Origin of the sequence: Caniella muris, assembly GCF_943193035.1 — a bacterium.
Lineage (GTDB): Bacteria > Actinomycetota > Coriobacteriia > Coriobacteriales > Atopobiaceae > Granulimonas > Granulimonas faecalis.
In genome coordinates this window covers 2,501-27,705 of record NZ_CALPCK010000001.1, presented here as the reverse complement: position 1 = coordinate 27,705, position 25,205 = coordinate 2,501, and the positions used below count along the sequence as shown (strand labels likewise).

Here is a 25,205-nt window from a genome sequence, read left to right as displayed (position 1 = left end):
GCCCGCGGCCGTCCCGGAGGGACGCCTTGGTCCATGATGGATGAAACGGTTCCGGAGGAAGGGGCAGCCATGGCCAGGGACGAGAGCCGCGCATACAGTATGGTCCTCGAGTGGTGGGGGCTCCTCCCCCACCCGGTGCGGCGACGGGAGCTCGGCGACTTCGCCATGGAGTTCGCGTACCACTCCGCCAAGGTCGAGGGGGCCGAGCTCACCTACGAGGAGTCCCGGGAGGTCTTCGAGCAGGGCAGCGTCACGGCCTACACCGGCGACGTGCGCTCCCTCGTCTCTGTCACCAACCAGAAGGCCGCCTTCGGCTGGATGATGGGCCGGCTCGAGGAGCGCGCGCCCCTGGACGAGGCCTTCGTGCTCACGCTGCACCGCACCCTCACCTACGGCACCTACAGCCCCACCCAGCTGGCCGACGGCGAGCGGCCGGGCACCTACAAGCTCTCCGACCACATCGTCCGCGAGACCCACGAGGTGGGCGCCGCCCCCGACGAGTGCCCGCGCCTCACGCGCGAGCTCCTGCGCGACGTCGACGAGACGCTCCCCGGCCTCACCCCCGGGCGCGCCGTCACCTGCGCGGCCTTCCTCCACAACGAGCTCGTCACCATCCACCCGTTCAGCGAGGGGACGGGGCGCGTGGCCCGCGAGCTGGCCAACTACGTGCTCCTCTTCGGCGGGCACCCGCCGGTGAGCGTCTTCGAGGACGAGGTGGACGCCTACTACGCCGCCCTCGAGGCCTTCGACGACACCGGCGACCTCGAGCCCTTCAAGCGGTTCCTGCGCCACGAGACCGTGCGCTCCTGGGAGGACCGGGTGCGCTAGGCGCCGCGGCGCACGGGCGGGACAGGCAAAAAAGGAGGGGGCGCCACCGGACCGGTCCGGTGGCGCCCCCTCCCACGTCGCCGCGGACGCCCTACCCCTCGGAGCGGACCTCGCTGGCGATCTGGTCGGGCACGCTCATGCCATCCCTGCGGTCGGCGCCCCAGAAGCAGCAGGACAGGAAGCCCGGGCCCACGTGGCAGCCGATGGTGGGGCCGGCCTCGGCCTCGATGAACAGCACGTCGCCGTCGGCGCCGCGCCCGATGATCTCCTCCAGCCGCCGCATGTCGGCGGGGCAGTCGGCGTTGGCGGTGGCGCACACGAAGGTGGTGTCGGAGTGGTTCTTGAGATAGTTGTCGGCCAGGCGTCGGATGGCCTTCTTGCGGCCGCGGGCGATGCCGGCGAGCTCGAGGGTGCCGTCGAGGGCCACGGTCAGCAGCGGCTTGATGTCGAGCTTGGAGCCCACGAAGGCGATGCCCGAGGGGATGCGGCCGCCGCGGGCGAGGGCCGTGAGGTCGTCCACCATGAACAGGGTGTGGATGTGGTTGTGGGCCTCGGCCGCCCAGTCGGCGAGCTCGCGGGCCGTGAGCCCCTTGTCGCGCTGGCGCACGGCCTCCCACACGAGGAGCGTGAGCGGGGTCGAGGGCAGCTTGGTGTCCACCACGTAGAGCTCGATGTCGGGGCCGAACTCCCCCTTCATGCGCTCCAGAGCCATGCAGGCGCCCTCGTAGCAGCCGGAGATGCCGGAGTCGAAGGCGAGGTAGACGGTGGGGACGCCCGAGGCGATGGCGGCGCGGAAGGCCTCCTCGAACTCCATCTGGGAGGGCTGGCTCGTCTTGGGCTCGGCGCCGTGGCGCATCCGCTCGTAGAACTCGTGGGCGCTCATGGTGCCGAACATGTCGTCGACGCCGCAGAGCGGCTCGCGCCCGTCGTCGCGGTCGGGCTCGGTGTAGGTGAAGTGCAGGACGGTGAGGCCGTTCTCCTCGCAGAACTCGCGGCTGAGCTCGCACGGGGAGTCGACGATGAGGTTGCAGACGGCGGCCATGGGACCTCCAGTTTGAGACGGGAACAAACGCGTTCATGATAGGGCACGACCCGGGAGCCCACGGATAACCCACAGGCAGCCTGAAGGCCCGGGAGGGCCGGGCGCGGCTACTCGGCGGACTTCAGGCTCTCCACCATGTCGATGGACGCGAGCCTGGGCACCATGGCCGCCAGCACGAACGCGCAGAACAGCACCGTGAGCCCGAACGCGTAGAGATAGCTCGCGGCGTGGATCTCGCGGCCGAACATGGCGGCGTCCACCTCGGCCGTCACCACCACGTAGCCCTCGAACCACGTGCCGAGCACGAGCCCGACGAGGGCGCCCACCACCACGATGATCACGATCTCGCGGAAGACGTAGGAGCAGACCTCCTTGGGCAGGAACCCGAGCACCTTGAGGCTCGCGATCTCGCGGGAACGCTCGGCGATGTTGATGTTTGCCAGGTTGTAGAGCACCACGAAGGCGAGGAGGGCCGCGGCGGCGATGAGCACCACCATGACGAGGTCCACCGACGAGAGCATCTCGCGGTAGGTGTCGATGGTCTCGTCGTTGAGCATGAGCGTCTCCACGCCGTCCATGGCCTGGAGCCGGTCGGCGTCGTCGGCGCGCTCCGCGGCGTCCGTGGGAAGGAACGCGAAGGCGGTGTTCGCCTCGCCCGGCTCGCCGAAGGCCCGGGCATAGGCGTCCGCGCCGAGGTAGACGTAGGACCCGAGGTAGTTCTCGCACACGGCGGTGACCTCGAGGCGGCGCTCCTGCCCCGTGGCGTTGCCGGTAGCGTCCTGGGCCCAGAGGCGCACCTCGTCGCCGGGGCCGACGCCGAGCGTGGTGGCCAGCTTCTCGGTGAGCACCACGGAGTCGGGGCCGAGGTCCACCGGGGTGCCGCCCCGGCGCTCGCGCAGGGTGACGGCGCGCCCCAGGGAGCCGGCGTCCTCCGGGACCACAAGCACGACGGCGAGGTCCTTGGAGCCGTCCTCGGGCCTCGCCACGACGTTCTCCTCGAACGCCGCCACGGGGTCGCCGCGGCCCATGGAACCGAGGGCGTCCAGGACCTCGGCCCGCTGCCGCTTCGTGGCGTCGGCCGAGAGGCCCACCGTGGCGTTGTAGTGCACGATCTCGCCGAACTGCCTGTCGATGATGTCGTTCACGGCGTCGCGCACGCCGAAGCCCGTGAGCAGCAGGGCGCAGCAGCCGGCGACGCCCACCACGGTCATGAGGAAGCGGCGGCGGTAGCGGAAGATGTTGCGGAACGTGACCTTCCACGAGAAGGAGAGGCGGCGCCAGACGGGCCCCACGCGCTCCAGGAGGATGCGCCGCCCGGCCTTGGGGGCCTTGGGCTGCATGAGGCCGGCCGGGCTCTCGCGGAGCGACGACAGACAGGCCGCGAGGGCCGCCCCCACGGTGACGGCCACGCCGATGACGGCGGCCGCGACGGCGGGCGCCGCCTCCACGGGGAGCGGCATGGGCCGCGCCGGGACGCCGTAGATGATGCCGTAGGCGGTGAAGATCACCCACGGGAGCAGCTGCGACATGGAGAGCACGCCCACGAGCGCGCCGAGGAGCGAGGCGGACCCGGCGTAGGCCACGTACTTGGAGCAGATGGCCGCGCGGCCGTAGCCGAGGGCCTTGAGCGTGCCCATGAGCCCGCGGTCGTCGTCCACCATGCGGGTCATGGTGGTGAGCGAGACGAGGGCCGCCACGAGGAAGAAGAAGAACGGGAAGGCCGTGGCGATGGCGTCGATACGTTTGGAGTCGGCCAGGTAGGAGGCCGCACCGTAGTTCTGGCCGCGGTCGAGCAGGTAGACGTCGCCGGGCTCGATGGCGTCGACCTCGCGCTGCGCGTCGTCCAGCCGGGCCTCGGCCTCGGCGAGCCCGTCCAGGGCCTCCCGCCTCCCCCGCTCGTAGGCGGCGAGACCCTCCTCGTACTCGGCGCGGCCGTCGGCCAGCCGCGCCTCGGCGTCGGCGAGGGACGCCTCCCCCGACTCCACCTCCCCGCGGGCCTCGTCCAGCTGCGCGCGGGAGGCGTCGAGGGCGTCCCTCCCCTCCTGGAGGCGGGCCGCGCCGGAGTCGAGGGCGGCACGGTTGTCGGCGAGCTCGCCCTCGGCCTCGTCGAGGCGGCGGGCCTCCTCGACGAGGCGCGCGCGACCCCCCTCGAAGGCCTGGACCGCCCCGCGGGCGGCCTCCACCTGGGGCGCCTGGGACACGAGGGCCTGGGCGGCCTCCAGGAGGCCCTCCAGGGCGGCGACCTGGCCCTCCAGCCCCTCGGCGCCGGCGGCCTGGGCCTCCTTGAGCCGGTCCAGGGCCGCCCGGGCGGCATCGGCCACGGCCTGGGCGTCGTCGCCGGAAAGACCCGCGGCCGCGGCCTGGGCCACGAGCCGCTCCAGCCCCCCGTCGTAGGCGGCCACGGCGGCGCGGGCCTGCTCCACGGCGGGGGCCTGGGCCTCGAGCTCCGCCTCGGCCCGGGCGAGCTCCCGCCTCCCGGCGTCGACCTGCGCGGCGGCGGCCCCGAGCTGCCGGCGGCCCTCCTCGAGCTCCGCCGCGCTCCGCTCCACCTCGGCCTCGCCGTCTGCGAGGCGGCGCTCCCCGTCGGCCACCCGGGCGCGGCCGTCGGCGAGCTCCCGCCGGCCGTCCTCCAGCTCGGCGGCGCCGGAGTCCAGCCGGGCCTCGGCCTCCTCGAGCCCCGCGGCGCCGTCCGCGAGGGACGCCTCCGCCTCGGCACGGCGGTCCGCCAGCTCGGCGCGGCCCTCGTCCACCTTCTCCTGGGCCTCGGCGCGCAGCTCGTCGGCCCGCCCCTGGGCGAGCCCGGGGATGAGGGCGTCGATGCGCCCCGCCACGGCGTCCACCGCGGCGTCGTAGGAGGCCGAGCCCCACAGCTCGTCGGCCGCGCCGGCCGCGCGCACGTAGAGCTCGGTGTAGGGGGCGTCGGCGTCGAAGGCCGACGGCAGCGTGAAGAGCACCTGGTTGACCGTGCCGCTTCCGAGGGACGTGGTGGAGAGGATCGCCTCCTGCACGTGGGCCGACGACGCCACGGTGCCCACGACCCTGAAGTCGCGCGTGGCGAGGAGCCCGTCGAGGTCCTGGGGGCCGTAGAGCACCTCCACATCCTCCGGCACGGCGCCCTTGTCGGCGGCCTTGTCCACGACCACGCACTCGTCGGCGGACTCAGGCCACCTGCCGCTCCTGAGCTCCAGGCCGTTCATGGGGCCTCCCGAGAAGCCGTCGGAGCCCCAGGAGTCCAGCGACACGACCCGGCAGGCGTGGTTGACGCCGCCCATGCGGGCCATGACGTCCACGGAGCGGCCCGGCTCGCAGGCTGCCACGCCCTCCACCGAGGAGACGTCGCCCACCTGGGACGACGAGAACCCGAGCGTAGAGACCAGCTCGAGGTCGTAGAGGTTAGTGCGGTCGAAGAAGGCGTCGGCGGACCGCCGCATGCCGACGCCGGTCATGCGCAGGCCGGCGAAGAAGCCGCAGCCCAGGGCCACGATGACGACGATGGCCACGTAGCGGCCGGCGGTCTGCCTGACCGTGCGCAACAGGTGTCTGCGGAAGACGGGGGGCACGCTCACCACTCCACGGAGCTCGCGGGGGCGGGCGACGGGTTGGTGGAGACGGAGGTGGCGCGGCCCTCGCGCACGTGGATGACGCGGTCGGCCACCTGGGTGAAGGCGCTGTTGTGGGTGACGATGGCGACGGTGCGGCCGGTGGCGCGGCACGTGTCCTGGAGCAGGGCGAGGATCTGCTTGCCGGTGCGGTAGTCCAGCGCGCCCGTGGGCTCGTCGCAGAGCAGGAGCTTGGGGTTCTTGGCGATGGCGCGGGCGATGGCCACGCGCTGCTGCTCCCCGCCGGAGAGCTGCGCCGGGAAGTTGTCGAGGCGCCCCTCGAGGCCGACGGCCGCGAGCGCCTCGGCCGAGGGCAGCGGGTCGGGGCAGATCTGGGAGGCCAGCTCCACGTTCTCCAGGGCCGTGAGGTTCTGCACGAGGTTGTAGAACTGGAAGACGAAGCCGATGTCGTTGCGGCGGTAAAGGGTGAGGCCGCGGTCGTCGAGGTCCGACACCCGCTCTCCCCCGAGCTCGATGACGCCGGAGGTGGGGCGGTCCATGCCGCCGAGCATGTTGAGCAGGGTGGTCTTGCCGGCGCCGGACGGGCCCACGATGACGCAGAGCTCGCCCCGCTCGATGTCGAAGGTCATGCCGTCCAAGGCGCAGACGTCGATGTCGCCCATGTGGTAGACCTTGCGGACGTCCTCGAAATGCACGAAAGCCACGGCCACCCCCGTCTGACGCGACACCGGCGGCCGCGACGGCAGCCGCTATGCTTACCTTACCTATGATAGGCGATGGGAGAAGGGGGCGGCCATGGACGGGACGGGCGACGGCGGGAACAGGTTGGAGCGCTACCGGATGTCGTTCGGCGGCCGGTGCCAGGGCGTGGGGTTCCGCTACACGAGCGCGGACATCGCCGGGCGCGTGGGCCTCTCCGGCTGGGTGCGCAACGAGGACGACGGCACCGTCTCCATGGAGCTCCAGGGCACCCCGTCGCAGGTGGTGCGGTTCATGAGGCTGCTCGAGCACGCCTACGAGCGGTTCCCGTGGCGCTACACCGTGGAGGCCATGGACTCGATGGAGCCCGACCCCGAGGACCGCAGCTTCCGCATCGTCTACCACTGAGGCCGGGCACCGTCAGGCGTCAGGCGATGCGCTCCGCCAGAGAGCGGTTGCGGTCGCACACGACGATCCAGGCCACGGCCGCCGCTCCCACGACGTCCACCACGGCGGGGACGAACCCCACCTGCACGTAGACGGCCATGGGCACGAAGTAGCTCCATCCCTCGAACACGAGGATGAACAGGGGCACCCACGCGAACACCCAGTAGAGCGGCGACGAGGCGAACCGCCGCATGCCCCAGGCCACGAGGGCGGCCAGCCCCGCGAGGGCGAGACCCAGCCCCAGGGAGACGAGCTTCTCGGGGCCCCAGAACGGCGCGTGCTGCATGGCCGTGAAGCGCCCGTCCATGACCTCGCTCATGGACCGCAGCAGGCGCTCCTGCCCGCCGAGGTAGTTCACGTAGCGCACGGCGAAGTACGTGAGCACCACCGCGGCCATGAACGACAGGGTGCGCAGGGCCGCCTGGCGCGGCGACACGCTACGGTCGGCAAGCACCACCGAGACGATGGCCCACACGCCCAGGGAGCCGGTGGCGAAGCTCATGTAGAGCCAGGTGTTGTAGTTGTAGCCAGGGTTGAGCTCGAGGGCCGCCACGACGGAGCCCACGACGATGCCCGCGAGGGCCGCCAGCGACACGGCGCGCCCGGTGTCGAGGAACGTGCGGCACGAGCGCGGGAACGCGCCGGGCGAGTGCGCGGCGAAGAGCTCGTAGCCGGGCTCGCCGGGCTCGTCGCCCATGCGTCTGCCGTCCTCATCCCCTGCCCAGCGCATCGTCCACCGTCCTCTTCCGTCGTTTTAGGGACTCATCCCGCCAAACGGGCGGCCGCAACGCCGGGAGCCGGCCGGGCCGGGTATTCCACGCGTTCGCGACCACCCTGCTTTCAGCCTGCAGCTTACCCACGGAAAAGGCCGGCGTCCCGAGGGGCGCCGGCCTTCACGAGCGGGTTCGGGAGCCGTCGGCTAGAGGATCATCTTGCCGCGGTTGATGACGTGCTTGATGTGGTACGAGGAGTCCACGAGCACGATGTCCGCGTAGCGGCCGTCCTCGAGGGAGCCCACCTTGTCGCCCATCTTGAGGGCGCGGGCGGGGCCGGAGGTGGCGGCGTCGACGGCCACGTTGGCCGGCACGCCCATCTCGATGGCGCGCCTCATGGCGTCGAAGAGGTTGCCGTCCTCGGCCACGAGGACGATGCGGCCCTGGAGCAGGGCGAAGTTGGCGACGATGTCCTCCTTGGAGCCGTTGTCCTCACGGGCGACGAGCTCCACGAGCACCTGGTCGTTCTTGAGGGCGGCGTCCATCATGCCGGGCTTCTTCTCGTCGAGGACGATGCGCTCGTCCCAGCGGCGGCTCACGACGGTGGCACCGGCCTTGACGGCCTTCTCGGTCTGGGCGAAGGTGGCGCCGTTGTCCACCACGCCCACCGTGGCCTTCTTGGAGACGAGCCCCACGTAGGTGTCCATGCCCTCCCGCGTGGCGTCGACGTCCACGACCTTGAACACGCCGTCGCCCACGGACTGGAGGTCGTCGAAGGTGTCGGCGTCGTCGTAGGCGAGGTCCTTCCAGGACTCGGGCGATGGCTTGGCGTCCTCGATGTGCTCGAGCGGGCGCTCGAGGGAGAGGCCGAGCACGGCGGCGCAGTCGTCGTGGCGGGCGGCCTCGTTCGCGTTCCAGTCGGCGACGGTCTTGGCGACCTTCTTGGCGTGGGCCGCGGGGAGCTCGACGGTGCCCACGAAGGAGGTGACGCCGTTGCCGGCCTCGAAGCGGGCGACCTTGTCGACGGCGTAGTTGCCGGCATCGTCGTAGACCGTGTCCGCGACCTGGCGCACGCGGATGTCCACGAGGCCCGGCAGGGCGATCAGGTCGTAGGCGTCCACGATCTCGCCGTCGGCGGCGGCGTCGGACTTGATGAACTCGCCCTCGGTGACGATATCGGTCTCGGCGAAGGTACCGTCGGCTTGGTATACCTTGGCGTTCTTGATGCGCATGCAATGCTCCTTTGGTCCTTGCTAAGTCCGGCCGGCGCCCCTCGCCGGGGCCTGGCCGACGTATCCAAAGGGCCTAGTACCCGAAAGGACGGGCGCATTGCAACGGGTCCGCCGCGCCATCGAATGGGCACCTTGCGGGAAGGGGGCGCGGGCCCGTGCGGCGCCCGCGCCCCCTCCCTGGGACGGCTCCTCGGATGGCGCGGCCGTCAGACGGCGCGGGAGAGCTCGGGGTCCTCGGCGGCGGCGAGATGGGCGAGCTGGGCGCCGAGGGCCTGGCAGCGCTCGTCCTGGACGCCCTCGGGGGCGCCGGCGACCTTGAGGTTGCCCACGACCTTGGCGCCGCAGCGGCCGAGGTGGGCCTCCCACTGGTCGAGCCACTCGCCCACGCCCCAGTCGTAGGAGCCGAAGACAGCCACGGCGCGGCCGTCGACCTCGCCGTCGATGCCCTTGGTGAGGACCTCGAAGTCGGACTCCTTGAGCGTGTCGACGTCGAGGGCCGGGCAGCCGAGGGCGATGGCGCCGTACTTGGCGGCCATGGAGGGCTTGAACTCCTCGGAGGAGAAGACGCTCACGGAGGCGCCGGCGTTCGCGGCGCCGCGGGCGATCAGGCGGGCCATCTTCTCGGTGTTGGACTTGGCATTCCAGTAGACGACAGCAACGGAACTCATTGAGGCATCCTTTCCCAGGGGGTCCGCCGGCGGCGCGTGCCGCGGGCGGCCTTCTGTATCTCCCGCCGGGCCTCCGGCCGCAGACGGGACTGGAGGAGTATGCACCAAAACCCGTCGCGGTCAAACATTGACAAGCGTGGAGCACACAGTCCCTTGATATTCCTCTTTCCAAAGCAAAAAACTATCTTACAGAAGAAGTGCCTTTATGTTTCTTTATGTAAATTCTGGAACTGATATTCCGGTTTCCCACAGGAAAACCTCAGGAGAATGACCATTACTCCAAAGCCCACTGAAACATCGTGCTCACGGCACCGGTGGTTGCCGCGCGGTTTCCATGGGATGGCGCGCCCGTAAGCGTCTGGGGACCCGTTGCGTTTCCGAAACCCCCCGGCAACGGTCCGGGGAGAGAGTCCGGGTCAGGGGACGGGCCGCGGGGGCCCGCCACGACACAAGGGAGGCACCATGATAGACACCGGCGACACCGCCTTCATCCTGGTGAGCGCCTTTCTCGTCTTCATCATGACCCTGGGCATCGCGTTCTTCTACGGGGGCATGGTCAGACGGAAGAACGCCGGGGACACGATGCTCCTCTGCACGTCCGTAGCCGGGCTCGTCTCCGTCATCTGGGTGGTCCTCGGGTACACCCTGGTGTTCGGCGACGGCTTCGCGGCCGCGACCGAGACGGGCGCCGCGGCCAACCCGCTCCTGGGCGGCCTCGAGCACGTGTTCCTCGCCGGCGTCTCGCCCGAGGACGCCTGGGGCACGGTCCCCGAGCTCGTCTGGGCACTCTACCAGGGCATGTTCGCCCTCATCACCGTGGCCATCATCGTCGGCGCCGTCGTGGAGCGCGTGCGGTTCTCGCGCTTCCTCGTCTTCGTGGGCGTCTGGGTGCTCGTGGTGTACTGCCCCCTCGCCCACATGGTCTGGGGCGGCGGCTGGATCGCCGACGCCCTGGGGGCCCACGACTTCGCCGGCGGCGACGTCGTGCACATCAGCTCGGGCGTGAGCGCCCTGGTGCTGGCCCTCGCCGTGGGTGCGCGCTTCGGCAACGGCAGGCTCTCGTACCAGCCCCACAACATCCCGTTCATCCTGCTGGGCACCCTGTTCCTCTGGCTCGGCTGGTTCGGCTTCAACGCCGGCTCCGCCGGGGCCGCCAACGGGCAGGCCGGCCTGGCCTTCGCCACCACCAACACCGCCGCCGGCGCCGCCATGCTCGCCTGGATGGCCTGCGAGAGGCTGACGGGCGGCAGGGCCACGCTCTTCGGCGCGTGCTCGGGCGCCGTGGCGGGCCTCGTGGCCGTCACCCCCGGCGCCGGCTACGTCGACGTCTGGGCGGCCGCCCTCATGGGCGTCGTCGTCTCCGTCGTCTGCTTCCTCGCCGTCAGCCGCCTCAAGCCGCGGTTCGGGTACGACGACGCCCTCGACGCCTTCGGCGTCCACGGCGTCGGGGGCATGGTGGGCACCGTCCTCACCGGAGTGTTCGCCAACCCCGCCTACGGCCCCTTCGCCGGCCTGCTCTTCGGCGACCCCCTGCAGGTGGTGCGCCAGCTGCTCTCGGTCCTGTTCGTCATCGCCTGGGCCGGCGGCCTCACCTTCGTCGTCACCCGCGTCATGACCCGACTCGGCGGCCCCCTGCACGTGGACCACGCGTCCGAGGAGATGGGTCTCGACCTGGCCGAGCACACCGAGCCGGCCTACCCCGCCTACTCCGGCATGGACCTGCACTGACGGCGACGACACCCCCGACGAGAGGAGCACGACATGCAGAGGATCGAGGCGTTCATCAGGCCCGAGGCCGTGGCCCCGGTGCGCGACGCCCTGGCGGCGGCCGGCGCGGGCGGCATGACCTTCGTCCAGGCCCAGGGCATGGGCTCGCAGCACGGGTTCACCGAGTACGTGCGCGGCACCGAGGTGCTCGTGCAGACCCAGCCCAAGGTGGTGGTCATCGTCGTCTGCGAGGACGACGAGGTGCCCGGCTACGTGGACGCCGTCTGCGACGCGGCCCGCACGGGCGAGGTGGGCGACGGCAAGGTGTTCGTGAGCCCCGTCTCCCAGGCCCTGCGCATCCGCACCGGCGACACCGGCGGGGACGCGCTCGGCGGCGCCGGGGCCGCGGGCTGACGGCCGCACCGGCCCGCGGCCGTACGCGAGGGCGCCCACCGGGAGACTCGGTGGGCGCCCTGGACGATGCCGTGCCTATGGGGCGTCACGCCTCGAACGGCGGCTCCTGGGACGAGGCCCGGCGCCGGGGGCCCGGCCTGCCGGCCGGGTCGCTCACCCAGACGACCTTGACGACGATGGGGTCGGACTCGTCTTCGACGACCCCCGCGCGCATGCGCTCGAGCTCCTCGGCCAGCTCCCGGCTCCGGGCCTCGGCGGCCTCGGCGCGCGCCAGGGCCTCCTCGAGCTCGGCGGCCCGGCGCTCCCCGACCCGCCGCGCGGCCGCCCCGGGGATGTCGTGCACCTTCACGGGGCCCGTCTCGTCGGGGCCGCCGAGGCGGGACGCCCGGCGGCGCATGGCGCCGGGGAAGAGCTCGCGGTACGCCTCGAGGACGTCCGGGTGGGCGGCCAGGGCGCGCCACATGGTCTTCCGCGACGGGGTGCCGGGGAGCTCGCAGAACGAGGAGACCGGCATACCCGAGTCGAGCAGCTGCTCGAACAGCCGCTCCCAATCGCGCTCTGTGTACATGCCGAACCTCCTCTGCCGGCGGGCGCCGTGCGCCCGGACGAGCCGCTAGTTTCTATCGAGTCTTCGCTGGAGCAGGCGCAACTGCCGGTCGCGGTCCTCCAGGAGGGCCTGGTACCTGTCGTCCTGCTCGCGGAGCAGGCTCCGGTACATGGCGTCGAGGCCGTGGATCTTGGCCATGACGTCGCTCTCGTCGGCGCCCCAGGGGGACCGGCGGAACCTCAGGGAGCCGATGCGCCGCGAGATGCTGTCCAACACCGCGTCGACGTCCCTCGACCGCGGCGGCACGCGCCCGGACCCGCCGGACGTGGCGAACGGCGGGGACGCGGGCAGCCGCCTCTCCGGGGCGCTCACAGCGACCTCCCCACCGGGCAGCCGGAAAGGGAGGCGCAGACTGCATGATCTTGAGGGAGGGAACGGAAAGGGCAGCAGGTTTCCCAACGGGGCCCTCTGCCTTCAAAGGTCGAAAGTCTAAAAAAATAGCCCCGATAGCCGACCGTGGCAGCAAGGCGACTGCAGTGGGCCATAGGAGCTTCCCTCTCTTTGCATGTGACGGTACATCGACCCCTCCCACCAGACTCCATGGGACCGGGAAGATGATTTCTATAGCACCAATGATTATGCCCCCCCCCCCCCGGACAAGTCAATATCCTATACACTTAAATTCTCTCATATTTATGGACGTCGGTATAATCTACTACCTTTTAGAATATCTACCTTGAGTTTTATAGCACTCTTCCAACTAGAGAAATTCTTTGCTTCTATTTAGCTTAAGTAAATTTTCGTGTTAGAGGGTAATAATTATTCCCACTACAGCTGTTTCAACATATCGATTCACTCAGTTTGAACATAGTTTCAGCGTATTCCGACCCTGTGCGGAGGGCACGGCCCTCGGAGCGCGAACGGCCTGCGGGATGCGCCGCCGCCGGGTCCCCGCGGGCGCCCGCGGCGAGGGCTGCCGCGACCGTGCACGGGACGGGGCCCCGGGGCCGCGCACCTTCCGTCCCAGGTGCCCCCGGGCACGGCAAAGGGGCCCGCCCCAATACCGGGACGGGCCCCTGGGCCGCCGTACGATGCGGGCGCGCCTACGGCACCGGTTTACGGGCGCCGGTTTACGGGCGCTGGCCCATGCCACCCTCGAGCACGAGGGTCTCGCCGGTCATGAACTTGAAGTCGGGGCCGGCGATCTGCACCACCACACGGCCGATCTCGGTCTCCACGTCGCCGTAGTGGCCCATGGGGGGCATGTGGACGTTGGCCTCGAAGGCATCCGGGTAGGCGGTCTGGAAGTCCTCGAGGGCCTTGGTCCAGGCCAGCGGGCACACCACGTTGACGTTGATGCCGTCGGGGCCCCACTCGGTGGCCGCCACACGACTCATGCCACGGATGCCCTCCTTGGCGGCGGCGTAAGCCACCTGGCCGTAGTTGCCGAAGAGCCCGGCGCCGGAGGCGAAGTTGACCACGGAGCCCTTGGACTCCTTGAGGTAGGGGTAGCACGCCTGCATGTAGTAGAAGGTGGCGTAGAGGCCGGAGTAGACGGCGAGGTCGAACTGGTCGGTGGTGTGGTCCGCCACGGTGACGCCGGAGGCGGAGGCCTGGGCGTTGTTCACGAGCACGTCGATGGAGCCGAACTCGGCCACCGTCGCATCGACCACCTTCTGGACCGTGGCCTTGTTGTCCTGCCCCGCGGCGACGTCGGCCTGCACCCACAGGCACCTGACGCCGTAGTCGGCCTCCAGGCGCGCCTTGGCCTCCTCGAGCTTGGCCGTGTTGCGGCCGGTGACCACGATGTTGGCGCCCTCCTTGGCGAAGGCGGTGGCGATGCCGTAGCCGATGGAGCCCGCCGAGCCGTCCTTGAGCGCGGTGAAGCCGCCGCCGGTGATGATGACGGTCTTGTTGTCGAACTGTCCCATAGCTGTCTCCCTCTCCTCTCTCCCATACCTTCCCTGAACGGTCGCTGACCATTATGGGCGAACTCCGCCGGGCCCGCCTGCGGGAACCGCTCGCTCCCCGCAGGCGACCGCAGGCGTATATAAAGTTCTTCTGAAACAACTTTCGTACCAAAATGTGCTCCAGGGCCCTGTACCGGGCCCGTCCCGGCCCCAAGGAGGCATCCCATGGCACGCAAGGTTCTGCTCGACCTCGACACCGGCATCGACGACTCCATGGCGATCTGCGAGGCGCTCGCCAACCCCGCCTTCGACCTCGTGGGCGTCACGGGGGTGTTCGGCAACGTCTCGGTGGACCAGGGCGTGCGAAACGCCCTCGCCGTGCTGCACCTCCTCGGCCGCGACGACGTCCCGGTGTGGGCCGGCGCGCGCCACCCGCTCGTGTGGGACGGCGACGGAGACTTCCTCCCGCCGCGCAGCATCATGGACATCCACGGCGACAACGGCGTGGGCAACGTGGAGCTCCCCGACTCCCCGCGTCCCGCGGAGGAGGAGGGGGCCGTCGACGCCATCCTGCGGCTCTGCCACGAGTACGGCGGCGACCTGGACATCGTGGCCACGGGCCCACTCACCAACCTCGCCCTCGCCCTCGAGCGTGACCCGGGGGCGCTCGGGCTCGCCGGGTCCGTCACCGTCATGGGCGGGGCCGTGGCCACCGAGGGCAACGTCTCCCCGTGCGCCGAGGCCAACGTCTTCAACGACCCCGAGGCGGCCTCCGCCGTCCTCACCTCCGGCATCCCCATCACGCTGGTGGGGCTCGACGTGACGATGAAGGAGGTGCTCACCAAGGAGATGGTGGACCGCTGGCGGGAGGCGGGGCCGGCCGGCGAGACGATGGCCGATATCGTGGGGTTCTATGTGGACGCCCACAACGACTGGCTCGCCCCCACCCTGGGCGGCTGCGCCCTGCACGACCCTCTCTCGGTGGCCGTGGCGGCCGACCCCGGGCTTTGCGGTTACCTCCCGAGCGTCATGAAGGTGGACCTCGAGGGGGAGCTCCGCGGGCGCACCATCGGCGACCAGGCGCAGATCCGCAACCCGGTCCGCCCGGTCAAGGTGGCGCTCACGGTGGACGGGGCGCGCCTCTCGCAGCAGCTCATGGCCGACATCGAGCGCGTGTGCTCCGAGGCGCCGCGGTCCTGACCGGGGCGGGACGACACACGGGAGGACCCCACGGGCCCTGCGGGAGACCGACCCCCGCAGGGCCCGTTCCCGTGGGCCGCCTCGGCACCGCCTCGCGACGGTGCCGAGGCACAGGAAGGACCCGGCCGCAACCCGTGCGGCCGGGCCCCGGGAGAGGGCGTGTGACGCGGTGCCTACCAGACGAACAGGCCCACGAGCGCCGCGGAGAGCAGCGACACGAGGATGCCGGAGAGCAGGAGGCGGCCCACCTGGTGGGAGATGGCGTCGTTCTTCTCCTTGCTCACCATGCCCTTGAAGCAGCCGATGACCATGCCGAGGGTGGAGAAGTTGGCGAACGAGGTGATGAAGGTGGTCAGGACGGCCTGGTAGTGGGGCGCGAAGGAGGCCACGGAGCCGGTGACCTCACCCATGACCACGAACTCGTTGGTCACGAGCTTGAGGCCCATGAGCTGGGCGAAGTCCCAGGCGGTGCCGGGGTCGAGGCCCATGAGCCAGGCGGGGATGAACATGAAAACGCCGAGGATGGACTCGAGGGACAGGTTGGGGTTGATGAGGCCGAGCAGCGCGTTGATGACGGCGGCGAGGGCCACGAAGGCGACGACGTTGGCGGTGATGATGAGGATCAGCTGGCCGCCGGTGAGGATGGAGTCGCCGAGGAACGAGAAGTAGGGCTCCTTCTCGGGCTTGGCCGGGTCGTGGGTGAAGAACCGCTTGACGGGGGGCAGGGCCTCGTAGGCCTCGACGGCCTTGGCGAGCTCGATCTTCTCGGCGTCGGTGGAGTCCTCGACCGGGGTCTCGTCGGGGGTGTCGGCGAGGCCGTAGATCTTGTCCTCCTCGGGGGTGACCTCCACCGGGTAGAGCATGTGGGAGAAGATCAGGGCGTTGATGCAGTTGAGGGGGATGGCGGTGATGACGAACTCCGCCGGCACCATCTGGATGTACGAGCCGATGATGGCGGCGGTGACGCACGACATCGACATCATGGCCAGGGTGACGTTGCGGCCGGCCCTCATGTGCTGCAGCTGGACCTTGGAGACGGCCAGGGCCTCGGTGTTGCCGAGGAACATCATCTCGACGGCGTAGAAGGTCTCGAACTTGGGCCGGCGGGTGATGAAGGACAGGCCGCGGCCCACCCACTTGATGACCCAGGGAAGGAAGCCGATGTAGGTGAGGGTGTCGAACAGCGGCACAATCATCAGGATGGGCAGGAGGGCGCTCGTGACGAAGTTGACGGGCGCGGGGTCGAGGCCGTCGGGGCCGACCCAGTTGGCGAAGGCGAAGTTGATGCCCCGGTAGGACAGCGTGACGAGCTCGGCGAAGCCCGCGGCGGCGCCGGAGACGATGGCGCGGCCCACCTCGAAGCTCGTCAGGAACCAGGCGAGGAAGAGGTTGATGGCGCACATCAGCCCCACCGACACCCAGTCGATGTTCTTGCGGTCTGCCGAGAAGGCCCAGCCCAAGGCTATGAAGGCCAGGACCCCCAGGATGTTGACGATCAGTTCCATGGCGCGTTTCCTCTCCCTTTCCGGGCCCCGGCGCCCCAGCCGCGGGGCACCGGGAGGATTACAGGACCATCCGGTGCACGAGCTCGACGGGCTCGGCCGCGTCGGCGATGCGGATGTTGTCGAGCACGAGGTCGACGACGTCGGCCACATCCTCGCGGTTGCTGTGGATGGTGAGCAGGCTCTCGCCCTCCTCGACGGGGTCGCCCACCTTCTTGTTGAGCACGAGGCCCACGGCGTAGTCGAGCTCGTCGTCCTTGGTGGCGCGGCCGCCGCCGAGCATCATGGAGGCGATGCCGAGCTCGTCGGCGGCCATGGAGGCCACGACGCCGGACCTCGGGGCGGGGAGGTCGAACTGATATGCCGCTTGCGGCATGACCGTGAAGTCGTCGACCACCGAGCCGTCGCCGCCCTGGGCCTCCACCATGGCGCGGAACCGCTCGAGGGCCGAGCCGTCGGCGATCCTGGCCTCCAGGAGCGGGCGGGCCTCCTCGGGGGTGTCGGCCATGCCGGCCATGACCACCATCTGGGAGCCGATGGCGAGCACCAGCTCCAGCAGGTCTGCCGGGCCCTCGCCCCGGAGCAGCTCGACGGACTCCTCGATCTCGAGGGCGTTGCCGATCTTCCGGCCGAGGGGCTGGTTCATGTCGGAGATGACCGCCACTGCCTCCATGCCCGACCCGTGGGCGATGTCCACGAGGGCCCGGGCCAGCGCGACGGCGTCCTCCTCCTCGCGCATGAAGGCGCCGGCGCCGGTCTTGACGTCCATGACGAGGGCGTCGGTGCCCGAGGCGATCTTCTTGGACATGATGGAGCCGGCGATCAGCGGGATGGAGTCCACGGTGTCCGTGACGTCGCGTAGGGCGTAGATGCGCCTGTCGGCCGGGGCGATGTTGCCCGTGGCGCCGGCGATGACGCACCCCACCTCGCGGAGCTGCTCCTTGAAGCGGCCCTCGTCGAGCTCCACGGTGTAGCCGGGGATGGCCTCGAGCTTGTCGAGGGTGCCCCCGGTGTGGCCGAGGCCGCGGCCCGAGATCATGGGCACGGGGATGCCGAGCGAGGCCACGAGCGGCGCGAGGGGGATAGAGACCTTGTCGCCCACGCCGCCGGTGGAGTGCTTGTCGACCTTGACGCCCGGGATGTCGGAGAGGTCCAGGCAGTCGCCCGACTCGAGCATGGCCTGGGTGAGCAGGCGGGTCTCCTCGGGCGCCATGCCGTTGAACCAGATGGCCATGAGCAGGGCGCTGGCCTGGTAGTCGGGGATGTCCCCGGCGGTGTAGCCGTCCACGAAGAAGCGGATCTGCTCCTCGGTGAGCTCGCCGCCGTTGCGCTTGGCGTCGATGACGTCGACCATCCTCATGGTTGCCTCCCCTACTCCGCGATCGCGGTCTCGAGCGACAGGGCGATCATGTCGTCGAGGGAGGAGGCGCGCTCCTCGGCGGTGAGCGCCTCGCCCTCGCCGACGATCATGTCGGAGACCGAGAGGATGGACAGGGCCTCGAAGCCGAGCCTGGCCCCGAGGAGGTAGAGGCCGGCCGACTCCATCTCCACGGCCAGGACGCCGTAGTCGGCGAGCAGGCCGTTGTCGATGTCGTCGTTGTAGAAGCGGTCGGCGGCGAAGACGTCGCCCACCTTGACCGGGAGCCCCCGGTCGCAGGCGATGTGGTAGGCGCGGTCGAGCAGGCCGAAGTCGGCGAGGGGCGCGTAGTGGATCTGGGGCCCGAGGGCGCCGGCGGCGACGTTGCTGTCGGTGGAGGAGCCCTGGGCGAGGACGATGTCGCGGATGTGGACGTCGCGGCCCACGCCGCCCGCGGACCCGGGCCGGATGATGCGCTTGACGCCGTAGAAGCGGACGAGCTCGTTCACGTAGATGGAGAGGCTGGGGATACCCATGCCGGAGGCCTGGACCGAGACGGGGACGCCCTTGTAGGTGCCCGTGTAGCCGAGGCAGTTGCGGACCGCGTTGACCTGGCGGGCGCCGTCGAGGTAGTTCTCGGCGATGTAGCGGGCCCGGAGGGGGTCGCCGGGGAGCAGGCAGACGGGGGCGTAGTCGCCGCGCTCGGCCGTGTTGTGCGGGGTTGCCATCGTGGTTCCTTTCGACGTTGCGGCTTGTGGGTCCGGCGCCGGTCAGGAGACGAGGGCGAGGAAGCTCGTGCCCTCGCCCGTCCCCTCGACGCCGAAGTTGTCGAGCACCGTGGCCCCGAGGTCGGCGGCCGTGGGCCGCGTGCCCAGGTCCTGGCCGGGATGGGCCATGGAGGACGAGAAGGCCAGGAGCGGCACGAGCTCGCGCGTGTGGTCGGTGCCCTTGTAGCAGGGGTCGTTGCCGTGGTCGGCGCAGATCATGAGCAGGTCGTCCGGACCCATGGCGGCCATGACGCGGCCGAGGCGGGCGTCGAAGTCCATGAGGGCCCGCCCCTCCCCCACGGGGTCGCGGCGGTGCCCGTAGACGGTGTCGAAGTCCACGAGGTTCACGAAGCACAGGCCGCAAAAGTCCGTGGCGACGGCCTCGTCGACGTGGTCCATGCCGTCCATGTTCGACTCGTTGTGCCAGCTGCGGGTGATGCCCTGGCCGGAGAAGAGGTCGCCGATCTTGCCGATGGCGAGGACGTCGTAGCCCGCCTCCACGAGCCGGTCCATGTCGGTGGGACCGGTGGGGGCCAGCCCGTAGTCGTGGCGCTCCGACGTGCGCGAGAAGGAGCCGGCGTCCTCGCCCACGAACGGGCGGGCGATGACGCGCCCCATGACCACCTCGGGGCCGTTCACGAGCCCGCGGGCGTGCTCGCACAGGCGGTAGAGCTCGCCGAGCGGCACGACGCCCGTGTGGGCGGCCAGCTGGAGCACGGAGTCCCCGGAGGTGTAGAGGATGACGGCGCCCTCCCCGACGGCCTGCTCGCCGTGGTCGCGGATGACCTCCGTGCCGGAGTAGGCGCGGTTGACGAGCATCCTCCTGCCCGAGAACCCCTCGAGGTCGTCCACGAGCCACTGGGGGAACCCGTCGGGGTAGTGCCCCATGTCGAATCGCACGGGCAGGCCCATCATCTCCCAGTGGCCGTCGATGGAGTCGTTGCCGTTGGACGTGACGGTCATCCTGCCGTAGCAGCCCCGCGGGTGCCCGGCGGGGGGCACCCCGGGGAGGGGGTCGTCGGCGCGGATGTTCCCGAGGCCCAGCGACTCGAGGTTGGGCACCGCGAGCGAGCCGTCGTAGGTGCGGGCTATCGACCCGAGGGTGTCGGCCCCGGCGTTGTCGAAGGCCGCCGAGTCGGGGGCCTCCCCCACCCCCATGGCGTCGAGCACGATGACGAAGATGCGCCGGTAACGAGGGTCCATGTCTTCCTCCGTTCGTTGCATTGGGACAGAGGGGCCCCGACCCTCCCTGCATAAGGGGGCTCGAACGGTCCCGAAGGACCCCTCTCGGTTGTGCGGTGATGGGACGGGCGCCTCTTAGGCCACGTCGTCCGGGGCGCCGGCGAGGATCGCGAGCGAGGCCGAGACGCCCAGGCGGTCGGCACCGGCCTCGAGCATCTCCACGGCCTCCTCGTAGCTGTGGATGCCGCCGGACGCCTTGACGCCGAGGTCCGGGCCCACGGCCTCGCGCATGATCGCCACGTCGTGGGCCTTGGCCCCGCCGGTGGAGAATCCCGTGGAGGTCTTCACGAAGTCGGTCCCGGCCGCGGCCGCGAGCTCGCTCGCGCGGCGGATCTCGTCGTCCGTGAGCAGGCAGGTCTCGAGGATCACCTTGAGCAGCTTGCCGGCCTCGTGGACGGTCCCGGCCACGGCCTCTATGTCGGCCTGGACGGCCGCGTCGTTGCCCGCCTTGAGCTCCCCGACGTTGATGACCATGTCGACCTCGTCGGCCCCGTTCGCCAGGGCCTCGGCGGTCTCGGCGACCTTGGACGCGGTGGTGGTGGCGCCCAGGGGGAACCCGACGACCGTGCAGGTTCTCACACCGGAGCCGGCGAGCCCCTCGCTCACGCGGGAGACCCAGTAGGGGTTGACGCAGACCGAGGCAGCGCCGATCTCGCGGGCCTCCCCGACGACGCGGTCGACGGCCTCCACCGTGGCGTCCTGCTTGAGGAGGGTGTGGTCGAGGTAGGAGGCGAGCTCCGATTTGGTGGGTTCCATGGGCGGTGTGCTCCTTACGAGACGGACGGCGGTTACTGGCAGGAGGAGACGAGGCGGGTGATGCGGCCCATGAACTCGTCGAGGAAGCGGGGCACGTCCACGCGCACGGCCACCTCCATGGTCTTGTTCGGGTCGTTGAGCAGCTCGGGGTTGCCGATGGTGCGCCCGCGGGTGGGGCCCTCGACGTCGACCATCATGTTGATGGGGAGGCACTCCACGAGGCTCGGGTCCACGGCGACGGCGCAGGCCAGGGGGTCGTGGAGACCGCATCCATGCAGGTGCGGAGCGGTGGTCTCGTAGGCCTTGATGTAGTAGTCGGTGATGTCGGCCAGACGCTTGCCGGCCTCGGTGCCCGTCTCGCGCCAGAGGGCCGTCTCACGGTAGGTGAGGAGCGTCTGGAGGGTCACGTCGAGGCCGATCATGGTCGCGGGGATGCCCGAGCGGAAGACGCGGTCCGCGGCGTCGGGGTCCTGGCTGATGTTGGCCTCGGACCACGGGGTCACGTTGCCCGGCACGGTGAGGGCGCCGCCCATGAGGACCACGGTCCCCACCTCGTCCACGATGGACGGGTCCTGGGCGATGGCCGCGTCGAGGTTGGTCAGGGGGCCGGTGGGGACGTAGATCAGGTCCTTGCCCCACCGGTGCACGGCCTCGACGATGAAGTCCACGGCCCCCTGCCCCTGGGGCGCCCGGTCGCTGGCGGGAACCTCCACCTCGCCGACGCCGTTCTTACCGTGGATGAAGGCGGAGACGGGCTGCACCGTGAAGTCCTCGGCGAAGCTGGCGCAGGGAAGCCCGGGATACACCGGGACGTCGGGGGCGCCGAAGAGCGCGCACACCGCGAGGGCGTTGGCGGTGCTCTGCTCCGTGGTCACGTTGCCATAGGTGGTGGTGATGCCCACGAGCTCCACCTCCGGGCTCGCGAGGGCGTAGGCCACGGCGAGGGTGTCGTCGATTCCCACATCGAGGTCGAGGACGAGTTTCTTCATGCGAACCTCCTCATACGGCCCGGAACCCCGCCGAGGGGGCGCCGGAGACGTCCTGTGAACTACCTAGAACGAGGCGTTGACCTCGGCAAGGGAGGGGATGGACTGCTGGGCGCCCACGCGCTGCACCGTGAGGGCGCTCGCGCGGGTCGCGAGCTCCATGGACTCCCTGAACCCCATGCCCATGAGGTGCCCGGAGACCATGGCGCCGATGAAGGTGTCGCCGGCGGCGGTGGTGTCCACCGCATCGACGCGCTGCGCGGGGACGAAGCACTCCTCGCCGCGGTCGTAGCCGTAGGACCCCTTGGAACCCAGGGTGATGACCACCTGGGAGACGCCCTTCCCGGCGATCTTCCGCGCCGCCATGGAGGCGTCCTCCGGGCCGAACGGGAAGTCGCCGGTGATGGACTCGCACTCGGTCTCGTTCATGCAGAGGTAGTCGACGGAGCGCCAGAAGCCGTCGGGGATGGCCCTTGCCGGGGCGGGGTTCACCATGGTGAAGAGGCCCCGGTCGTGGGCGTGGGCCAACGCGGCGGTCGTGGCGTCGGGCTCGCACTCGAACTGCGTGAGGAAGACGTCCCCCGGCTCGCCGAAGCGGTCGACGGCGTCGCAGACATCGGCGGAGGAGAGGCAGTAGTTGGCGCCGTGGTCGAGGATGATGCGGTTGTCGCCGTCGACGCGGATGATCGTGGCGGTACCCGTGGGGACCTCGGTGACGGTCCTCACGGCCGACACGTCGATGCCGGCGCCGTCGAGGCACCCGAGGAGCACGGAGCCGAAGGTGTCGTCCCCCACGGCCGCGACCATCGTCACCGGGGCGCCCATGCGCGACGCGGCGACCGCCTGGTTGGCACCCTTGCCACCGGGGTTGGTGATGAAGGAGTCGCCGTCGATGGTCTCCCCCGCGGCGGGGATACGCGCGCAGCAGATGGAGAGATCCATGTTCATGCTTCCGAATACCAGGGCCTTGGGCACGGCAACCACCTTTTGTTCTCGAGGGAAAAGCCACCTAAGGGCGACGGGCGCCCGCAACAACTAGATTCTGCACAGATTAGGGCCTAATTATGAGGACAATCGGACGAACGCCCGATGGGGTCCGCGAACGGTAGTGCCGTACTTTAGATATACGGACAGTTATCTGAGCGCACGATAACAGCGCTTACCAGCTAAAAGCACAGAGACAAAAAGAAAGGGCCATCCAAAGGACGGCCCGCAAAAACTGAAGGGAGGTAGACCTCGGGGCGGTGGTGGAACCCCTGATCTCGCCGGCGCCCCCGAAAAGCGAAAGGGGCCCCGGAGGGCCCCTCGGTGCTCGCGCTGTCCCGCGCCCGTCGCTGGTCGGCGGCGTCCTGCTCTCCCACCGGCTGGACCGGCAGTACCATCGGCGCTCGGGGGCTTAACTTCCGGGTTCGGCATGGGACCGGGTGTTCCCCCCCTGCCATGGCCGCCGACCGGCGACGGGCGCGGGGAGGGCGGGTCTCCCCCGCCCCCTCAGGGCCGCACAGCGACGCGAAGCTCATGTGTCTCGCACCGTCCCAGGTTAAGAATGGGAGGCAAGAGCTCGGCCTATTAGTACCGCTCGGCTGAGGCGCTCGCGCGCCTTGCACCTGCGGCCTATCGACCTCGTGGTCTTCGAGGGGCCTTACCGAAGGGAGAACTCATCTCAGGACCGGCTTCCCGCTTAGATGCTTTCAGCGGTTATCCGAACCGGACTCAGCTACCGGGCCGTGCCGTTGGTCGACAACCCGTTCACCGGAGGTCCGTCCACCCCGGTCCTCTCGTACTGGGGGCAGCCTCCTTCAATTCTCCTACGCCCACGGAGGATAGGGACCGAACTGTCTCACGACGTTCTGAACCCAGCTCGCGTACCGCTTTGAATGGCGAACAGCCATACCCTTGGGACCTGCTCCAGCCCCAGGATGCGATGAGCCGACATCGAGGTGCCAAACCTTCCCGTCGATGTGGACTCTTGGGGAAGATCAGCCTGTTATCCCCGGAGTACCTTTTATCCGTTGAGCGACGGCCGTTCCACGCCGGGCCGCCGGATCACTAGAGCCTGGTTTCCCACCTGCTCGGCCTGTGGGCCTCGCAGTCGAGCCTGCTTATGCTCTTGCACTCAAGAGGACGGTTGCCGACCGTCCCGAGCAGACCTTTGCGCGCCTCCGTTACTCTTTAGGAGGCGACCGCCCCAGTCAAACTACCCACCAGGCACGGTCCCCGGGCCGGTTCACGGTCCCGGGTTAGGATGCCAGAGCGACGAGGGTGGTATTCCAAGGGCGACTCCCCGCAGGCTGGCGCCTGCGGTTCTCGGTCTCCCACCTATCCTCTACACGTCGGACCGGCAGCCAATGCCTAGCTGCAGTAAAGGTTCACGGGGTCTTTCCGTCCTTCCGCGGGTAAGTCGCATCTTCACGACTAGTGCAATTTCACCGGGTCCATGGTCGAGACAGCGCCCAAATCGTTGCGCCTTTCGTGCAGGTCGGAACTTACCCGACAAGGAATTTCGCTACCTTAGGACCGTTATAGTTACGGCCGCCGTTTACCGGGGCTTGGGTTCGCCGCTTCGCGCCCGGAGGCGCTGACGGCTCCCCGTGACCTTCCGGCACCGGGCAGGCGTCAGACCCTATACGTCGTCTTACGACTTCAGCAGAGTCCTGTGTTTTTGGTAAACAGTCGTTTGGGCCTCTCCACTGCGGCTCCCCGGGGCTCCGGACGCGAGGTCCTTCACCTGGGGGAGCGCCCCTTCTCCCGAAGTTACGGGGCCATTTTGCCGAGTTCCTTGACCATGGTTCTCCCGATCGCCTTGGTATGTTCTACCCACCCACCTGTGTCGGTTTGCGGTACGGGCCCCCAGGGGCTCGCTAGAGGTTTTTCTAGGAAGCACGGGCTCACTCGCTTCGCTCAATCGCTTCGTCGGCCGCCTCACCCTCGTGTGGGGCGCGCGTTTCACAGCGCCCCGGGCTACGCGGCTTCGCGGGGACGTCCAGAACCCCGTCGAGCCACCCCTCTCCGTCACCCCGTCGCTGATAGCGCCCCTCGGGGGGTGCAGGAATGTCTGCCTGCTGTGCATCGGCTACGCCTTCCGGCCTCGCCTTAGCCCCCGACTGACCCTGGGAGGATTAGCCTCGCCCAGGAAACCTTGGGTTCACGGCGGCGGCGTTTCCCACGCCGCTCTCGTTACTCATGCCAGCATTCTCACTTCCGCGCGCTCCACCGGTCGGTCGCCCGCCGGCTTCGCCGCTGCGCGGAAAGCTCCCCTACCACCGGACTGGGTCCGGTCCGCCGCTTCGGCGCCGTGCTTAGCCCCGTGTATTGTCGGCGCATGTCCACTCGACCAGTGAGCTGTTACGCACTCTTTGAATGGATGGCTGCTTCTAAGCCAACATCCTGGTTGTCTGGGCAGACGCACATCCTTTGCCACTCGGCACGGACTTGGGGGCCTTGGCGGGCGGTCTGGGCTGTTTCCCTCTCGAACGCGCGGCTTAGCCCACGCGTTCTGACTCCCGGCCTCTCGACCGTCGCCATTCGGAGTTCGGTTGGGGTTGGTAGGCGGTGAGGCCCCCGCGCCCATCCGGTGCTCTACCTGCGACGGTAAACGGCCGAGGCTAGCCCTAAAGCTATTTCGGGG

21 protein-coding genes and 2 rRNA genes (1 of these 23 cut by a window edge) are annotated in these 25,205 nt (G+C 69.6%); 5 read left to right on the top strand and 18 right to left on the bottom strand.

What is annotated here, in order from left to right; translation table 11 throughout:
* Nucleotides 1–69: 69 nt before the first annotated feature.
* Nucleotides 70–828: a Fic family protein gene (locus NFR49_RS00120; protein ID WP_251157691.1), complete on the top strand. Its 759-nt coding sequence runs from the start codon at nt 70–72 to the stop codon at nt 826–828.
* 91 nt (nt 829–919) lie between these two features.
* Here the strand turns inward: NFR49_RS00120 and NFR49_RS00115 are convergent, their stop codons facing one another.
* The 3 genes from NFR49_RS00115 to NFR49_RS00105 all read right to left on the bottom strand — a co-directional run bounded on the left by NFR49_RS00115 (nt 920) and on the right by NFR49_RS00105 (nt 6,134).
* A complete protein-coding gene (locus tag NFR49_RS00115; protein ID WP_251157690.1) occupies nt 920–1,870 on the bottom strand; it encodes a DegV family protein in 951 nt (316 codons plus the stop codon).
* Nucleotides 1,871–1,977: 107 nt separating this feature from the next.
* Complete coding sequence (locus NFR49_RS00110) at nt 1,978–5,430, bottom strand: FtsX-like permease family protein (RefSeq protein WP_251157689.1); 3,453 nt, start codon at nt 5,428–5,430, stop codon at nt 1,978–1,980.
* A 2-nt stretch (nt 5,431–5,432) separates the two neighbouring features.
* The gene (locus NFR49_RS00105; RefSeq protein ID WP_251157688.1) at nt 5,433–6,134 is read right to left on the bottom strand and encodes an ABC transporter ATP-binding protein; all 702 of its coding nucleotides are present in this window, start codon (nt 6,132–6,134) and stop codon (nt 5,433–5,435) included.
* Nucleotides 6,135–6,225: 91 nt separating this feature from the next.
* On the opposite strand from NFR49_RS00105, the gene NFR49_RS00100 reads away from it, so the two are divergent.
* Nucleotides 6,226–6,537 (top strand): acylphosphatase, encoded by a 312-nt coding sequence (locus NFR49_RS00100; RefSeq protein ID WP_251157687.1) that lies wholly within the window; start codon nt 6,226–6,228, stop codon nt 6,535–6,537.
* Between the two features lie 19 nt (nt 6,538–6,556).
* Here NFR49_RS00100 and NFR49_RS00095 read toward each other — a convergent pair whose 3' ends face one another.
* The 3 genes from NFR49_RS00095 to NFR49_RS00085 all read right to left on the bottom strand — a co-directional run bounded on the left by NFR49_RS00095 (nt 6,557) and on the right by NFR49_RS00085 (nt 9,189).
* Nucleotides 6,557–7,273 carry a hypothetical protein gene (locus tag NFR49_RS00095; protein ID WP_251157686.1) on the bottom strand — a complete coding sequence of 239 codons (717 nt, stop codon included), beginning with the start codon at nt 7,271–7,273 and terminating at the stop codon, nt 6,557–6,559.
* A 222-nt stretch (nt 7,274–7,495) separates the two neighbouring features.
* On the bottom strand, nt 7,496–8,521 hold the full coding sequence (locus tag NFR49_RS00090; RefSeq protein WP_251157685.1) for an amidohydrolase family protein: 1,026 nt from the start codon (nt 8,519–8,521) through the stop codon (nt 7,496–7,498).
* A 206-nt stretch (nt 8,522–8,727) separates the two neighbouring features.
* Complete coding sequence (locus NFR49_RS00085) at nt 8,728–9,189, bottom strand: flavodoxin domain-containing protein (protein ID WP_135977770.1); 462 nt, start codon at nt 9,187–9,189, stop codon at nt 8,728–8,730.
* 462 nt (nt 9,190–9,651) lie between these two features.
* Here NFR49_RS00085 and NFR49_RS00080 point away from each other — a divergent pair, with 462 nt between their 5' ends.
* Both NFR49_RS00080 and NFR49_RS00075 read left to right on the top strand, forming a co-directional pair.
* Complete coding sequence (locus NFR49_RS00080) at nt 9,652–10,917, top strand: ammonium transporter (protein WP_251157684.1); 1,266 nt, start codon at nt 9,652–9,654, stop codon at nt 10,915–10,917.
* Between the two features lie 33 nt (nt 10,918–10,950).
* Entirely contained in the window at nt 10,951–11,310 is a 360-nt protein-coding gene (locus tag NFR49_RS00075) for a P-II family nitrogen regulator (RefSeq protein WP_251157683.1), read from the top strand.
* Nucleotides 11,311–11,395: 85 nt separating this feature from the next.
* Here NFR49_RS00075 and NFR49_RS00070 read toward each other — a convergent pair whose 3' ends face one another.
* The 3 genes from NFR49_RS00070 to NFR49_RS00060 all read right to left on the bottom strand — a co-directional run bounded on the left by NFR49_RS00070 (nt 11,396) and on the right by NFR49_RS00060 (nt 13,788).
* Nucleotides 11,396–11,878, bottom strand: coding sequence for a hypothetical protein (locus NFR49_RS00070; RefSeq protein WP_251157682.1), 483 nt, complete (start codon nt 11,876–11,878; stop codon nt 11,396–11,398).
* A gap of 45 nt (nt 11,879–11,923) precedes the next feature.
* Entirely contained in the window at nt 11,924–12,229 is a 306-nt protein-coding gene (locus NFR49_RS00065) for a hypothetical protein (protein WP_251157681.1), read from the bottom strand.
* A gap of 758 nt (nt 12,230–12,987) precedes the next feature.
* Nucleotides 12,988–13,788: an SDR family NAD(P)-dependent oxidoreductase gene (locus tag NFR49_RS00060; RefSeq protein ID WP_251157680.1), complete on the bottom strand. Its 801-nt coding sequence runs from the start codon at nt 13,786–13,788 to the stop codon at nt 12,988–12,990.
* Between the two features lie 204 nt (nt 13,789–13,992).
* Here NFR49_RS00060 and NFR49_RS00055 point away from each other — a divergent pair, with 204 nt between their 5' ends.
* Nucleotides 13,993–14,967 carry a nucleoside hydrolase gene (locus NFR49_RS00055; protein WP_251157679.1) on the top strand — a complete coding sequence of 325 codons (975 nt, stop codon included), beginning with the start codon at nt 13,993–13,995 and terminating at the stop codon, nt 14,965–14,967.
* Between the two features lie 173 nt (nt 14,968–15,140).
* On the opposite strand, the gene NFR49_RS00050 is transcribed toward NFR49_RS00055, so the two are convergent.
* The 9 genes from NFR49_RS00050 to NFR49_RS00010 all read right to left on the bottom strand — a co-directional run.
* On the bottom strand, nt 15,141–16,472 hold the full coding sequence (locus NFR49_RS00050; RefSeq protein ID WP_251157678.1) for a NupC/NupG family nucleoside CNT transporter: 1,332 nt from the start codon (nt 16,470–16,472) through the stop codon (nt 15,141–15,143).
* A gap of 58 nt (nt 16,473–16,530) precedes the next feature.
* On the bottom strand, nt 16,531–17,829 hold the full coding sequence (locus NFR49_RS00045) for a pyrimidine-nucleoside phosphorylase (RefSeq protein ID WP_251157677.1): 1,299 nt from the start codon (nt 17,827–17,829) through the stop codon (nt 16,531–16,533).
* 11 nt (nt 17,830–17,840) lie between these two features.
* Nucleotides 17,841–18,554: a purine-nucleoside phosphorylase gene (gene deoD, locus NFR49_RS00040; protein WP_204407173.1), complete on the bottom strand. Its 714-nt coding sequence runs from the start codon at nt 18,552–18,554 to the stop codon at nt 17,841–17,843.
* A 42-nt stretch (nt 18,555–18,596) separates the two neighbouring features.
* The gene (locus NFR49_RS00035; protein WP_251157676.1) at nt 18,597–19,796 is read right to left on the bottom strand and encodes a phosphopentomutase; all 1,200 of its coding nucleotides are present in this window, start codon (nt 19,794–19,796) and stop codon (nt 18,597–18,599) included.
* A gap of 114 nt (nt 19,797–19,910) precedes the next feature.
* Nucleotides 19,911–20,591 (bottom strand): deoxyribose-phosphate aldolase, encoded by a 681-nt coding sequence (gene deoC, locus NFR49_RS00030; RefSeq protein WP_251157675.1) that lies wholly within the window; start codon nt 20,589–20,591, stop codon nt 19,911–19,913.
* Between the two features lie 32 nt (nt 20,592–20,623).
* Nucleotides 20,624–21,580, bottom strand: coding sequence for a nucleoside hydrolase (locus NFR49_RS00025; RefSeq protein WP_251157674.1), 957 nt, complete (start codon nt 21,578–21,580; stop codon nt 20,624–20,626).
* A gap of 63 nt (nt 21,581–21,643) precedes the next feature.
* The gene (gene rbsK / locus NFR49_RS00020) at nt 21,644–22,552 is read right to left on the bottom strand and encodes a ribokinase (protein ID WP_275557121.1); all 909 of its coding nucleotides are present in this window, start codon (nt 22,550–22,552) and stop codon (nt 21,644–21,646) included.
* 361 nt (nt 22,553–22,913) lie between these two features.
* Nucleotides 22,914–23,029 (bottom strand): 5S ribosomal RNA (gene rrf / locus NFR49_RS00015).
* Between the two features lie 97 nt (nt 23,030–23,126).
* A 23S ribosomal RNA gene (locus NFR49_RS00010) occupies nt 23,127–25,205 on the bottom strand; it runs 901 nt beyond the window's last position.